Here is a 13,376-nt window from a genome sequence, read left to right as displayed (position 1 = left end):
ATCAGACCCCCCATCTGCCTGAACCAAAGGTTTCCATCAAGAAGAATTGCAGGATCGGGTAACCGAAGGCAATCAACATGAATACGGCGATGACGATGTTCCACAGGCTAAAGCTGTTCAAATAGTTGGGCAAATTGGTCACCGCATGGATCGGTTCGGCGTATTCCACTTCGCCTTGGTAGCTTTCGCTGCCGACCTGGGTTTTATACAGGTTGTAAATCAGCAATCCGGAAGAGTAGATCAGGATCGCGCCGCCGAATATCATCGTCGCTTCGTAAGGTTCCCAGGACAGCGTCAACAGATTGTTGTAATTGACGCTATCGATGCGGCGCGGTTGGCCCAGCAAGCCCAGGATGTGCCAAGGCGTGGTCAGGATGATCATGCCGACGAACCAGGTCCACAACTGGGTAATTGCCATTGATGGACAATGCAGCGGCTTGCCGGTCAACACCGGCCAGAAGTAATAGGCGATGCCGAAATACATGATGATGGTGGTGCCGCCGAAGATCAGATGGAAATGGCCGGATACCCAGGCGGTGTTATGCACCATCGCATTCATCGCATAGCTGGCGTTGATCAGGCCGCCGAAACCGCCGAAGATCAGCATCAACAAGCCGAGTATGATGGCCAGCACCATCGGATTGGTCCAGGGCAGGGCGGCGATCCAGCCGAACAGGCCCTTGCCGCCGTTCAGACGGCCGGCGATTTCCAGCGAGGCGATTACGGTAAAGCCGGTAATGAAGGTCGGCAAGGTCACCACGAAGGTGCCGACCGCATGCAGCAGTTTCCAGCCGTGGCTTTGTTCAGGATCCATATAAAGGTGGTGAAAGCCGATCGGCAAGCTGAATACCACCAGCAGGATGAACGCGGCCCGGGCCATTTCGTCACTGAACACAAAGCCGCCGGCCTGTTTCGGCACCAGGGTGTAAAAAGCGGTATAGGTCGGGATCAGCCAGAAGTAGACGATGGGGTGCAGGGTCCAGGCAAACAGGGTTCGTGCTAAGCCGTCATCAATCGTGTCTATCCAGCCCAAGGCCCAGGGAATCAATTGGAACAATACTTCGGCCGCGACGCCGACGCTGGTCCACAGCCACAAGATAGCGTTGGCGGTGGTGGCGAACATCGCCAGCGGCACCGGCAGGCCGGGGTTGGCCTTCTTCCATTGCATGTACATGACGATCATCGACACACACCAGAACCAGGAGCCGACTACCAGCAAGGTGGCGCCGATATAAAAAATCGGATGCGCCATCAGCGGCGGATAGAAGGTATACAGCACCGATGCCCGGCCGGCCAGCAGCGGTAAGGCCGCCAGTACCACGCCGGTCAGCGCCACGCCGAAGCCGGTCCAGGCGAAGGTTTTATTCCACACCGGCAGCTTCAAACTGCTGGTGGCGACGTAATAGCCAAAACCCATGATAAAGAAGAAGGTCAGCACGAAGCCCATCAACACCCCATGGGTACTGACCGAGGCGTAATAGACCTCGCGCGACTCCAGAAAACCGAAAAAGCCGCTACGTTCGATGACCTGATACAAACCCATCACCGAGGCCAGCGCGAAAGCGCCGAATGCGACCCACAGATGGGTCAGCGCCAATTTTTTCTCGACTGCGTTATCCATGATGCGCTCCCCCATTGTTATTAAGCGCTTCCCACTCTGCCTTGCTAATCACCTTGATATTGCTCCACATATGCGCATGGCCCATGCCGCAATATTCGTTGCACAGCAGCGGATAATCGCCGGTATGGTGCAGCTCGGTTTTTACCTGCGCCACGTAGCCGGGCACGATCATCGTGCTCATATTGGTCATCGGAATGTGTACGCCGTGAATCACGTCCAGGCTGACCCAGCGAAAGGTGATATGAGTGTCTGACGGCAGAGTCAGGGTTTTGGGATAAAAGCCATAGCGGCCGGCTACCATCCGCACCGTCAGACTGCCATCGGGATTTTTTTGGGCGCCGAGATTATCTTCGGCAAATTCCTTGGACAAATGCAGGCGGGCCGAATCTATGGTTTCGACGTTACTCGGGGCATGGATGCCGTGAAACAAGGCCGAAGTCAGGATGACGACGACAAAAAGGCCGGCAATCCCCAGGGAAATGCCGGCCCATTTTTTTTCCAGTTGATCGATATGCATGGCAGCCTCCTATCCGATATGGCCGCGGGGTAGAAACACCCCGTAGTACATCAGTAGCCAGGCGATCACCATGCCGCCGCCGACAATCAGCATCAAGGCCCAGGTGCCGACCGGCGAGCTGGCCAGTATTTTTTGGCGTTCTTCTTCCGAGATATTGTTCATGTCTTTCCTTCCCGTATGCGTTTTTTATTGGAATTATGTTGGCAATGAACGGCGGGGAGTAGTGGCTTCGTCATTCTTGCCGATGACTTTTAGCCTTTTCATTGCTGGGAACAATCATACAGGCAAGTTTCAACTTATCCAAAGTAATACTTTAATGATTTTATGGGGTTGGGAGAGGTTGTTATGCGTGATTGAGAGCTGCTGCATGGGTGAGTGCAGCCAAACCCCTGTCAGCCGGGAGTCATTGACCGGACACGGGGTGATTGACGCGAAATTGCTGGCGGGTTTGGCGCCGCGAGTGAGCGTGTTTTTTAAAACCTTTCAAATAAAGGCTACGGCCGGTTTATTACGCAGGCAATACACTTTATATTCGGTGCGTTCGGCGGATTGATCCGGCGCACCGGGATTTAGCTCGAACACACTGTCGACGTGAGCCAAATCGATCGTAAAATTGCGTTGATACAGCGCGCTGATTTCTTCGGCAACGCCCAGCGTCTGAGCCAGCGTTTGATTAGCCTCCGCATCCTCGGTGGTCAGCAGGAAAATCGTGCAGTTGTCAGGAATGATGCGTTGCAAGTGGTTTACATAATGGGCTCGGATAGTTTCCGGTAGCGCGGTCAGGGCCGCCCGGTCGTATACCGTATCGATCGGGCCGATATCGGCTTCGGTGAGCGAAAAATAATCGCCGCACAGAATGCTGAGTTTGCCGTGCCACCAAACCGTGAATTTACCTTGTTTTTTGCGGCTAGGCTTGAGCCTGTTTTCCTGGAAAAAAGCCTGAACCGCCACCGGACTCAACTCGACCCCAACCACCTCATAGCCTTGTTGTAACAGCCAGATCATATCCAGGCTTTTGCCGCAAAGCGGCACAAATACCCGGCTATCCCGCGCCAGCTTCAGGCTGGGCCAAAACTTGATTAACAGCGGATTGACCGCCTCCTGGTGAAAGTCGTCGCGCTGGTCGCGCCAAAATTGCAGCCAGAGGGGGTTGTCGGGACTGGTCATGTTTACTCATGGTGATGGCTTGTGTCGATAAGGTTCTGATCGAACGGGCACAGCGCTTCACCTGAAGAGGCATGCAGGCCGATAAGGCACTTGCTTGGGTCCGAATTCCAACCGGCTCCGGGGTCAGAGTATCACGCTTGGCGCTTGCCGGGTTGGAAATAACGTGTGGAAGAGAGGGAAACTTGAGGTAAGAGGGGGTAATCTCGGCAGCGCCATAGACCGCCGAGGGCTACTCTTCAAGAGGCCGTGAATCAAAGTTCCCGGGTCGCGCTAAAGCTAATATCCGGCCAACGTTCCTCGGTCAGTTGCAGATTGACTCGGCTGCTGGCCAGATAGACTAGGTAACCGCCGCCGTCCTCGGCCAGGTTTTCGAAAGCCTTGTTCTTGAATTCTTCCAGCTTGGCTGGATTCTTGGCGCTGACCCAGCGCACGGTGTTGATCGGCGAGGCATCGTAGACGCATTCCACGTTGTATTCGTTTTTCAAGCGATGCGCCGTTACATCGAACTGCAAAATACCCACGGCGCCCAAGATCAAATCATTATTTTTCAGTGGCTTGAATAACTGGGTCGCGCCTTCCTCGGTCAGTTGCACCAGACCTTTTTGCAAAGCCTTGGCGCGTAGCGGGTCTTTCAATACCACGCGGCGGAACAACTCCGGGGCGAAGTAGGGGATGCCGCCGAATTTAAGATTCTCGCCCTGAGTGAAGGTATCGCCGACCTGAATGGTGCCGTGGTTGTGCAGGCCGATGATGTCGCCCGGATAGGCTTCCTCGACGTTCTTGCGGCTGTCGGCCTGGAAGGTGATCGCGTTAGCGACTTGGATGCTCTTGCCGATCCGCACATGATGCATTTTCATGCCCTTGTCGAACTTGCCGGAGCAAATACGCATGAAGGCCACCCGATCACGGTGGGCCGGGTCCATGTTGGCCTGGATCTTGAAAACGAAGCCGGCGAATTTTTCCTCGCTCGGCTCGACCTCGCGCTGTTCGGCCTTGCGGGGCCTCGGGCCGGGCGCGTATTCGGCAAAGGCATCAAGCAATTCGATGATGCCGAAGTTGTTGATTGCCGAGCCGAAAAACACCGGCGTTTGTTCGCCGCGCAGATATTTGCCATGGTCGAATTCGTGGCTGGCGCCCTTGACCAGTTCGATTTCCTCGCGCAGTTCCTCAGCCTGATAGCCCAGTAGCTCATCCAGGTGGGGGTTGTTCAAGCCCTTGACGATTTCGGCCTTGGCGATGCGGCCGCCGTGGTGCGGGCTGAATAACAATATCTCGTCTTTATACAATTGATAGACGCCCTTGAAACGCTTGCCCATGCCGATCGGCCAAGTCATCGGCGCGCATTCGATTTTCAGCACGCTTTCGACCTCGTCCAAGAGCTCGATCGGTTCGCGGCCCTCGCGGTCCAGCTTGTTGATGAAGGTCAGGATAGGGGTGTCGCGCAAGCGGCAGACTTCCATCAATTTGATGGTTCTATCCTCGACGCCCTTGGCGACGTCGATCACCATCAACGCCGAATCGACGGCGGTCAGGGTGCGGTAGGTGTCCTCGGAGAAGTCTTCGTGGCCCGGCGTGTCCAGCAGGTTGATGATGCAATCGTTGTGCTCGAACTGCATCACCGAGGTGGTGACCGAAATTCCCCGTTCCTTTTCCATTTCCATCCAGTCGGACGTGGCATGGCGCGCAGCCTTGCGGCCCTTGACCGAACCGGCCAGCTGAATCGCGCCGCCGAACAGCAGCAGTTTTTCGGTGATGGTGGTTTTACCGGCGTCTGGGTGGGAAATGATGGCAAAGGTGCGGCGTCTGCCGCCTTCGGTGGCGATTTCGGAGAGTGTCATGGTTTGTTAAATGATTGGTATATCAATTGCTTATTATCGCGTTTTTTTCGGGAAAAAATAAGAGGGGTTAAATCGGTTTTATTTGTAAAAGAACCGCTAAGGTTTGTGACAAGGGGTTTGTAAATCCAATCGGGAGTTTACCGGGCTGGTAGGCGGAATGGGGGGGAGGTATTTCGGCCCGGCAATCCGGCTTCAAACCAATGAAGGTTTGAAGCCGGTGCCATCGATTCCGCTTAGTCTTCGGCAGCGGATGTCGGTTGATGACTTTCGCTGGGTCTGGATTCTTGCTGTTCCGCGCTGGAACGTTGCTTACGTTCGGCAAAGTCCGCCGCATAGGGACGTGGTTGATCGTCGCCGGCGCTGTTTACCGGCGAGGAGATGCGCTCTTGGCTATCGGATTCCCCCTGGCTTTGCTCGGGTCTTCTTTCGCCGGCGTTGCGTGGATTACGGCGGCGATTGCGGCCTCTGCGAGCGGGACGGTCACCGGTTGGCGAGGTTTTGCTTGCGGCGTTGTCGCTGGTATCCGCCACCGATTCGATTGCGGTCGAGCTGTTGTCTTCGGCGTTGGCGCCGGCTTCAACCGGTTGGGCGGGATTGAAGCCGCGTTTGTTGTTCCTGCGCGGGTTGTTACGGCCTCCGCTTGGACGATCTCGGTCGCGGCGATTGTTGCGGGCGGATGATTTGGACTTGCCTTCGCCTTCGCTGGTTTTAGTGGAAGATTCCGCAATTTCCGCTACCTTGCTTTGGCCGATCAGGCGTTGCCAGAAACGTTGTATCAGGCTGGTTGAGGTCTTTTTGTTTTGTACCGGGGCGGGGGCGTCCGGTAAAAATTCCTTCACCGCCGCGCGCTCGGCTTTGGGGCCGGTTTGTTTGGCAAAGTCGGGTACAGTGATGTCGTCTTCCTTGATTTGCAGGTGGCTGGGTTTATCTTCCATGCCTTCCAGGGATTTGATGCGCTCGATGTCGTAAGCCGGTGTTTCGATGTGTTTGCTGGGCAATACCACGATGCTGACTTTCAGCCGGGTTTCCAGTTCCTGGATGGCCGAGCGTTTTTCGTTCAGCAAAAAGGTGGCGCAGTCGATGGGCAGGTGGGCGATGACGCGCTCGGTGCCTTTTTTCATCGCTTCCTCTTCGATCAGGCGTAGTACGGCCAGCGTGACCGATTCGACGTTGCGGATCGTGCCTTGACCCTTGCAGCGTGGGCAGGTCAGTTGGGTCGAGTCGCCCAGCGAAGGACGCAGCCGTTGTCTGGACATTTCCATCAAACCGAAACGCGAGATACGACCGGTTTGGATGCGCGCTCGGTCGATTTTCAAGGCGTCGCGCAGGCGGTTTTCGACTTCGCGCTGATTTTTATTCGACATCATGTCGATGAAATCGATCACAAACAATCCGCCCAAGTCGCGCAAACGCAGTTGGCGGGCGATTTCGTCGGATGCTTCCAGGTTGGTGTTCAGCGCGGTTTCCTCAATGTCGCTGCCCTTGGTGGCGCGGGCCGAGTTAATATCGATCGAGGTCAAGGCTTCGGTGTGATCAATGACGATGGAGCCGCCGGACGGCAGCGACACTTCGCGCTTGTAGGCCATTTCGATCTGGGTTTCGATCTGGTAGCGGCTGAACAGCGGTACGCTGTCCTGATACAGCTTGGCTTTTTGCAGGTTATGCGGCATCACCTGTTTGAGGAAGTTGTGCACCAGTTTGAAGGCGCCTTCCTGGTCGATCAGGATTTCGTCGATGTCGCCGCGCAAATGGTCGCGCAAGGCGCGGATAATCACGTTGCTTTCCTGAAAGATCAGGAACGGTGCTGTTTGCTCGCTGCTGGAGCGGTCGATGGCTTCCCAGAGTTGCAGCAGGTAGTTCAAGTCCCACTGCAGCTCCTCGACGTTTTTGTCGGAACCGGCGGTGCGAATGATTAAGCCCATGCTGTCCGGGATTTCCAGGCCGGCCATGGTTTCGCGTAATTCGCTGCGATTCTCGCCTTCTATGCGTCTGGAAATGCCGCCGGCTTTGGGATTGTTGGGCATCAACACCAGATAGGTGCCGGCCAAGCTGATGTAGGTGGTGAGGGCGGCGCCTTTGTTGCCGCGTTCTTCTTTTTCGATCTGAACGACGATTTCCTGGCCTTCGCGGATGCCGATTTTATTGGTTTTTTCTTCGGATTCGCCGCTGTTTCGGTATTCCGGCGCGATTTCCTTGAACGGCAGAAAACCGTGTTTTTCGGAGCCGTAATTGACGAAGGCTGCTTCGAGACTGGGTTCTACCCTGGTGATGATGCCTTTGTAAATGTTGGATTTTTTTTGTTCTTTTGAAGGGACTTCGATGTCAAAATCATACAGTTTTTGACCATCTACCAATGCCACTCGCAGCTCTTCGGGCTGCGTGGCGTTGATAAGCATTCTTTTCATTCAATTATCCTTGTTGTTATATGTATCCTTGCTAAGAGAATTAAACAGCTTGTCTGTCGCGGATAAAGGTGGCTTTCCCACCTTGATCTTTATCTTTAAAGGAGCGGCCAGGCTGACTGAAAACGGCGGAGCGTCGTTGTGGAGCAGCGGATTATCATCGGACATGCCGAGGGGCGGCGCTTGGATAGGGCGATCTGTTTAACTGTGCTCTGTGCTTTAAGGATGCAGTCGCTCATCATGGGTTGAGCGATAAAACCCGAAAAAATTCTTTAGTTGGCAAGGACGTATAACGTCCGGCCATGGGCTAATTATTTTTGTTAAGTCTATCCATCGATAAACTATCTTAATATAGCAATCTTTACCGGCAGCAGCAATTTTAAACATGGATTGGAGATAAATTGTTATTATTTATGGCATGAAAACCGCTAACGACCAGATCAATCCACAAGTGCAATGGCTGGAAATCACCGAAGCCAATTGCGAGCAGCGACTCGATAATTTTCTCATCGGTTACCTTAAGGGCGTACCCAAAACTCGAATTTATCGGATGGTTAGAAAAGGCGAGGTCAGGGTCAATAAGGGGAGGGTCGAGGTCAGTTATAAATTGGTTTTGGGCGACATCGTCAGGATTCCGCCGGTCAGAGTCGCCGAGAAGGCCGATGAGGTTATCGTTCAACCCACCTTGAAATACAGTCTGGAAAACCACATCTTGTTCGAGGACGACGGTTTTATCGTGCTGAATAAACCCTCGGGCTTCGCCGTGCATGGCGGCAGCGGCGTGCAATCCGGGGTAATTGAAGCCTTGCGGCAAATCAGGCCGCAACAAAAGTTTTTGGAATTGGTGCACAGGCTGGACAAGGAAACCTCCGGTTGTTTGCTGATTGCCAAAAAACGTTCGGTTTTGAAGGTGCTGCATGAGTTGTTTCGAGGCGATGGGATTCGGAAAACCTATCTGGCTTTGTTGGCCGGTCAGTTCAAGCGCAAAAAGCAGCTGGTCGACGTGCCGCTGCTGAAAAACGTCAATCAAGGCGGCGAACGCATGGTAACGGTCAGCCAGGCCGGCAAGTCGGCCGAGACCTTGTTTACCCGCTTGAAACAATTTCAGGATGCCACCCTGGTGCATGCGGCCCCCAAAACCGGCCGTACGCATCAGATTCGGGTGCATGCGGCCTGGCTGGGGCATCCGATTGTGGCCGACGACCGTTACGGCGAAAGCGAGATCAACAAGGCTTTTAAAAAACGCGGTTATAAGCGGCTTTTTTTGCATGCCGAGCAATTGCAATTCGCCCATCCGGTGACCGGTGCCGAGTTGCATTTTGTCGCACCGTTGCCCGACGATTTACAAGATTTGCTGAGCCATGAAAAACCGCTTTGATTTGATTATTTTCGATTGGGACGGCACCTTGGTCGATTCGATCGACTGGATCGTTCAGTGTATTCAGCGGGCCGCCGCGCATTATGGTTGCCCGGTACCCGAGCCGCAGGCGGCCAGGGACATTATCGGTTTAAGTATCGAGAAGGCGATCGAGACACTGTTTCCTGTGGCTGACGAGGAGACCCGCGCCAAGCTTGCCGCGCATTACAGTCAAAATTTTTTCTCCAAACAAATCAGTCCGGACGATTTGTTTCCGGGAGTTTCCGACATGTTGCGGCAATTCAGACGCCAGGGTTACCGATTGGCGGTGGCCACCGGCAAAAAGGCTTCCGGTTTGGCCAAGGCCATTGAGGCTACCGGTCTGGCCGATTTGTTTTGCACCACGCGTTGCTCCGATCAAACCGCGTCCAAGCCCAATCCGTTGATGATCGATCAGATCGTGGCTGAATTGGGCGTCGACAAGCAGCGGACCTTGATGGTCGGCGACTCGGTACATGACTTGCAAATGGCGTTGAACGCGCAAGTCGTCGCGGTCGGCGTGACTTGTGGCGCACATTCCGAATCGACATTGCAACAATTTCGCCCCTTGTGTTGTCTATCCTATCCGACTGAGTTATTAGACATTATTTAAGAGATCCAAACATGGAAAATCAACAGCATCCGAATACATCCGAGCAAGGCGCCGCGGGGTGGGAAAAACAGGTTTTGGAAAAACTGGCGTTTTCGGCCATTGATGAACAGAAAAAGGCCAGGCGCTGGGGAATTTTTTTTAAGTTTTTAACTTTTGCTTATCTGGCCGTGGCGCTGGGGTTGCTGGTTTATCCGCGCTTCGAAGCCGAAATCAGTTCCGGTAAGCAGCATGCGGCCGTAATCGATGTGCTGGGCATGATTGCCGAAGGCGAGTCGGCTAATGCCACTACGGTGATCGAGGGCTTGCGTGATGCTGTCAAGGACAAGAACACCAAGGGCATCATCCTGAACATCAATTCGCCGGGCGGCAGCGCGGTGCAGTCGGCCTATATTTACGATGAAATCCGCCGGCAAAAAGCCGAGCATCCGGATATGCCGATTTATTCGGTGGTGGGAGATATGTGCGCATCCGGCGGCTACTATATCGCTTCGGCCAGCGACAAGATTTATGTCAGCCAAGCCAGTCTGATCGGTTCCATCGGCGTGATAATGAACGGTTTCGGTTTTAGTAATGTCCTGGAAAAGTTGGGTGTCGAACGCCGCTTGTTGACCGCCGGCGAGCATAAGGCCTTGCTGGACCCGTTTTCGCCGGTGAAGGAACAGGAAACCAAGCATATGCAATCCCTGTTGGATCAGGTGCATCAACAATTCATCGCCGCCGTCAAGCAGGGGCGTGGCGATCGATTGAAAGAAACTCCGGACATGTTCTCCGGCTTGGTTTGGACCGGCGAAGAAGGCGTCAAGCTCGGTCTAGCGGACGATTTCGGCAGTGTCGATTCGGTTGCGCGCGAAGTGATAGGCACCGAGGAGCAATTAAACTTTACCCCGCAAGAACGTTTGATCGATCGATTGGCCGGTAAATTTGGCGCTTCGTTTGCCCATGCACTAGGTACGGCGGTTAAATCCATCAATTTTCAATAATTGGCTTGCCAAGGCGGTGCATTTTAGGCATAATGCCTGCTCTTCAGCTTTCGGCTGATGTTTTATGGTTACTGTGTCGGTCCTCTCGCAACGATACGCTGTAAACCCCGCCAGGTCCGGAAGGAAGCAACGGTAGCAGCGGATGCGTGTGCCGGGATGTGGCTGGCACAGTATCCGCCCAAACAGTCCCCTTTTCTCCTCGCTAATGGCTTATCAGGTTCTTGCCAGAAAATGGCGTCCCAGTAACTTTACACAGCTAGTCGGCCAGGAGCACGTCAGTCAATCGCTGATTCATGCCTTGCAGCATGATAGATTGCATCACGCCTATTTATTCACCGGTACCCGCGGGGTGGGAAAAACCACGGTTGCCCGGATTCTGGCCAAAGCCATCAATTGCGAAAATCTACAGGACAGCAACCCTTGCGGCGTATGTCCGGTATGCCGGGATTTCGAACAAGGCCGTTTCATGGACTTGATCGAGGTCGACGCGGCGTCGCGGACCAAGGTCGAAGATACCCGCGATTTGCTCGATAATGCCCAATACGCGCCCAATCAAGGCCGCTACAAAGTCTATTTGATCGACGAAGTGCACATGTTGTCCGGGCACAGCTTCAACGCCTTGTTGAAAACCCTGGAAGAGCCACCGCCCCACGTCAAATTTTTGCTGGCCACCACCGATCCGCACAAAATTCCGGTCACGGTGCTGTCGCGCTGTTTACAGTTCAATTTAAAGCGCCTATTGCCGGATCAGATCGAAAAGCAGATGGGCTACATCCTGGCCCAGGAACAAATTGGCTTCGAACCGGCTGCGATCAAACTGTTGGCCAGGGCCGCCGACGGCAGCATGCGCGATGGTTTGAGTTTGCTGGATCAGGCCATCGTATACGGCAGCGGCAGCGTCAATCTGGCCGATGTGAGCGGCATGCTCGGTGCCGTCGCCCAGCAGCCGATAGACGATATTTTACAAGCCTTGGCGGCTCAAGACGGCCGGAGGGTGTTGGATACCATCGCCGAGGTGGCGGAATTGACCCCGGATTTTGCCGATATTCTGCAGCAAATCCTGCGGGTCTTGCATCGAGTGGCCTTGCGTCAGCAACTGCCGGATTTTGTCGATCATGAATTCGATCCGCAATTGCTGGCCAATCTGGCTAAAGCCTTATTGCCGGAAGATGTGCAACTGTTTTATCAAATCGGTTTGATCGGCCAGCGTGATCTGGATTTGGCGCCCGACCCGCGTAGCGGTTTTGAAATGGTGATGCTCAGAATGCTGACCTTTCGCCCGCAATCCAGCGAAACTGAAACACCATCGGCGGCTAAACCCGCCTCCTTTCAGCAGCCGGAACCAGCCGTCGCGCCTCGGCCCTCGGTGCCGCAAACTGCCGCTCCCGCGCATACACCACAGGTCGCCATGCCGGCGGCATCCAATGATTTGACCTTATCGCCGCCCCCAGTCGCCGAACGCAGTGCCGAACCCGGTAGTTGGAGTGATATTATCGCCGCCTTGAAAATCGGCGGCCGCACCCGCGAATTGGCCAATAACTGTGTGCTGGACGGCATGGACGATAATGTTTGCCGCTTACTGATCGACCCTGGATTTCAGCGGGTAGGCACCATCGCCGAAGAAAAATTACGCGAGGCGCTGCAAAAATATTACGGCAAGCCTTTAAAACTGCAAATCACGCCGCAAATCAGTCAGCAAATGACGCCGGCATTGGAAATACAAAAAGCCCGCGAAGACCGGCAACAGGCGGCGGTGGATGCCATCAACGCCGATCCTAATGTTCAGGCCTTAAAAGAAAATTTTGACGCCAGAATCATGCCTGGCAGCATAGAACCGCTCAACTAGATGGGAGATACCATGAAAAACGCACTCGCTGGCATCATGCAGCAAGCCCAAAAAATGCAGGATAACTTCAAAAAAGCCCAAGCGGAACTGGAAGCGATGGAGGTACAAGGTGAATCCGGCGGCGGATTGGTGACGATCTTGATGACCGGTAAGCGCGAAGTGCGCAAGGTCCATATCGATCCGTCCTTGCTGGGCGACGATAAAGACATGCTGGAAGATTTGGTGGCGGCGGCGATTAATGATGCCGTGCACAAAGTCGGCAAAATGAAAAAGGACAAAATGGCCGATGTCACCGCCGGCGTGCCGTTGCCTCCCGGATTTCAGATGCCGTTCTAATCATGCAAAACCAGGGTTTGCTGAAAGAGCTGATCCAAAGCTTGTGCTGCTTGCCCGGTGTCGGGCGGAAATCGGCGCAGCGCATGGCGTTTCAATTGCTGCAACGCAATCGCGACGGCGGCAGGCAGTTGAGCCGGATACTGGCGCAAGCCATGGATAACATTGGCTATTGCCGCGATTGCCGTACCCTGACCGAATCCGAGGTCTGCGATGTCTGCGCCAATCCGCTGCGCGACCCTGACTTGCTCTGCGTGGTGGAAAGCGCCGCGGATGTTTGGGTGGTCGATCAAGCCACCAGTTTTAAAGGCAAATATTTTGTATTGCACGGCCGCCTGTCGCCTTTGGATGGCATCGGTCCCGATCAACTGGGTATCGATTTGCTGGAACAGCGTTTGGCTAGTGGTGCCATCCAGGAAATTATTCTGGCTACCAATTCCACCATCGAAGGCCAGGCCACCGCGCATTTTATCGGCGAAATCGCCAACAAATTCAATATCCGCGCTACCCGTATCGCCCATGGGGTGCCGATGGGCGGCGAGCTGGAATTCATCGACAGCGGTACCTTGGCTCACGCTTTCAACGGCCGGCGCGAGTTTTAATCGGGCTGAACGGCTCGTTTGGGTTCAAACCCTTTCCGTGGGGGGGGCTTGCTTGTATCGG

12 protein-coding genes and 1 other RNA gene are annotated in these 13,376 nt (G+C 54.4%); 7 read left to right on the top strand and 6 right to left on the bottom strand.

The window, feature by feature from the left end:
- Position 1 precedes the first annotated feature (1 nt).
- The 6 genes from IVG45_RS09100 to IVG45_RS09075 form a co-directional block, all read right to left on the bottom strand.
- The gene (locus IVG45_RS09100) at positions 2–1,621 is read right to left on the bottom strand and encodes a b(o/a)3-type cytochrome-c oxidase subunit 1 (protein WP_196437506.1); all 1,620 of its coding nucleotides are present in this window, start codon (positions 1,619–1,621) and stop codon (positions 2–4) included.
- Positions 1,614–2,138, bottom strand: a complete 525-nt coding sequence (locus tag IVG45_RS09095) for a cytochrome C oxidase subunit II (protein ID WP_196437505.1) — start codon at positions 2,136–2,138, stop codon at positions 1,614–1,616. The genes IVG45_RS09100 and IVG45_RS09095 overlap by 8 nt, the downstream gene beginning before the upstream one ends.
- Before the next feature lie 9 nt (positions 2,139–2,147).
- Positions 2,148–2,300, bottom strand: a complete 153-nt coding sequence (locus IVG45_RS09090; RefSeq protein ID WP_196437504.1) for a hypothetical protein — start codon at positions 2,298–2,300, stop codon at positions 2,148–2,150.
- Positions 2,301–2,621: 321 nt separating this feature from the next.
- The gene (locus tag IVG45_RS09085; RefSeq protein WP_196437503.1) at positions 2,622–3,305 is read right to left on the bottom strand and encodes a thiopurine S-methyltransferase; all 684 of its coding nucleotides are present in this window, start codon (positions 3,303–3,305) and stop codon (positions 2,622–2,624) included.
- Between the two features lie 251 nt (positions 3,306–3,556).
- Positions 3,557–5,143: a peptide chain release factor 3 gene (locus tag IVG45_RS09080; protein WP_196437502.1), complete on the bottom strand. Its 1,587-nt coding sequence runs from the start codon at positions 5,141–5,143 to the stop codon at positions 3,557–3,559.
- Between the two features lie 233 nt (positions 5,144–5,376).
- A complete protein-coding gene (locus IVG45_RS09075) occupies positions 5,377–7,548 on the bottom strand; it encodes an Rne/Rng family ribonuclease (protein WP_196437501.1) in 2,172 nt (723 codons plus the stop codon).
- A 415-nt stretch (positions 7,549–7,963) separates the two neighbouring features.
- Between IVG45_RS09075 and rluC the strand changes: the two genes are divergently transcribed.
- The 7 genes from rluC to recR all read left to right on the top strand — a co-directional run bounded on the left by rluC (position 7,964) and on the right by recR (position 13,315).
- Positions 7,964–8,923 (top strand): 23S rRNA pseudouridine(955/2504/2580) synthase RluC, encoded by a 960-nt coding sequence (gene rluC / locus IVG45_RS09070; RefSeq protein WP_196437500.1) that lies wholly within the window; start codon positions 7,964–7,966, stop codon positions 8,921–8,923.
- Positions 8,907–9,554 carry an HAD-IA family hydrolase gene (locus IVG45_RS09065; RefSeq protein ID WP_196437499.1) on the top strand — a complete coding sequence of 216 codons (648 nt, stop codon included), beginning with the start codon at positions 8,907–8,909 and terminating at the stop codon, positions 9,552–9,554. The genes rluC and IVG45_RS09065 overlap by 17 nt, the downstream gene beginning before the upstream one ends.
- 11 nt (positions 9,555–9,565) lie before the next feature.
- Positions 9,566–10,534, top strand: a complete 969-nt coding sequence (gene sppA / locus IVG45_RS09060; RefSeq protein ID WP_196437498.1) for a signal peptide peptidase SppA — start codon at positions 9,566–9,568, stop codon at positions 10,532–10,534.
- A 74-nt stretch (positions 10,535–10,608) separates the two neighbouring features.
- An RNA gene (gene ffs, locus IVG45_RS09055) (signal recognition particle sRNA small type) lies at positions 10,609–10,705 on the top strand.
- A 34-nt stretch (positions 10,706–10,739) separates the two neighbouring features.
- Complete coding sequence (gene dnaX / locus IVG45_RS09050) at positions 10,740–12,380, top strand: DNA polymerase III subunit gamma/tau (protein ID WP_196437497.1); 1,641 nt, start codon at positions 10,740–10,742, stop codon at positions 12,378–12,380.
- Between the two features lie 12 nt (positions 12,381–12,392).
- Entirely contained in the window at positions 12,393–12,716 is a 324-nt protein-coding gene (locus IVG45_RS09045) for a YbaB/EbfC family nucleoid-associated protein (RefSeq protein WP_196437496.1), read from the top strand.
- A 2-nt stretch (positions 12,717–12,718) separates the two neighbouring features.
- Entirely contained in the window at positions 12,719–13,315 is a 597-nt protein-coding gene (gene recR / locus IVG45_RS09040) for a recombination mediator RecR (protein ID WP_196437495.1), read from the top strand.
- Positions 13,316–13,376 lie beyond the last annotated feature (61 nt).

This window comes from Methylomonas sp. LL1, from assembly GCF_015711015.1.
Classification (GTDB): Bacteria; Pseudomonadota; Gammaproteobacteria; order Methylococcales; family Methylomonadaceae; genus Methylomonas.
This window is presented reverse-complemented; position numbering and strand designations above follow the sequence as displayed.

What these genes read in the sequence shown, in the direction of transcription:
- dnaX (WP_196437497.1), top strand. Translation starts at nt 10,740, where the DNA reads ATGGCTTATCAGGTTCTTGCCAGAAAATGGCGTCCCAGTAACTTTACA.
- IVG45_RS09080 (WP_196437502.1), bottom strand. Translation starts at nt 5,143, where the DNA reads ATGACACTCTCCGAAATCGCCACCGAAGGCGGCAGACGCCGCACCTTT.
- IVG45_RS09100 (WP_196437506.1), bottom strand. Translation starts at nt 1,621, where the DNA reads ATGGATAACGCAGTCGAGAAAAAATTGGCGCTGACCCATCTGTGGGTC.
- IVG45_RS09090 (WP_196437504.1), bottom strand. Translation starts at nt 2,300, where the DNA reads ATGAACAATATCTCGGAAGAAGAACGCCAAAAAATACTGGCCAGCTCG.
- IVG45_RS09085 (WP_196437503.1), bottom strand. Translation starts at nt 3,305, where the DNA reads ATGACCAGTCCCGACAACCCCCTCTGGCTGCAATTTTGGCGCGACCAG.
- IVG45_RS09095 (WP_196437505.1), bottom strand. Translation starts at nt 2,138, where the DNA reads ATGCATATCGATCAACTGGAAAAAAAATGGGCCGGCATTTCCCTGGGG.
- IVG45_RS09075 (WP_196437501.1), bottom strand. Translation starts at nt 7,548, where the DNA reads ATGAAAAGAATGCTTATCAACGCCACGCAGCCCGAAGAGCTGCGAGTG.
- IVG45_RS09065 (WP_196437499.1), top strand. Translation starts at nt 8,907, where the DNA reads ATGAAAAACCGCTTTGATTTGATTATTTTCGATTGGGACGGCACCTTG.
- rluC (WP_196437500.1), top strand. Translation starts at nt 7,964, where the DNA reads ATGAAAACCGCTAACGACCAGATCAATCCACAAGTGCAATGGCTGGAA.
- sppA (WP_196437498.1), top strand. Translation starts at nt 9,566, where the DNA reads ATGGAAAATCAACAGCATCCGAATACATCCGAGCAAGGCGCCGCGGGG.
- IVG45_RS09045 (WP_196437496.1), top strand. Translation starts at nt 12,393, where the DNA reads ATGAAAAACGCACTCGCTGGCATCATGCAGCAAGCCCAAAAAATGCAG.
- recR (WP_196437495.1), top strand. Translation starts at nt 12,719, where the DNA reads ATGCAAAACCAGGGTTTGCTGAAAGAGCTGATCCAAAGCTTGTGCTGC.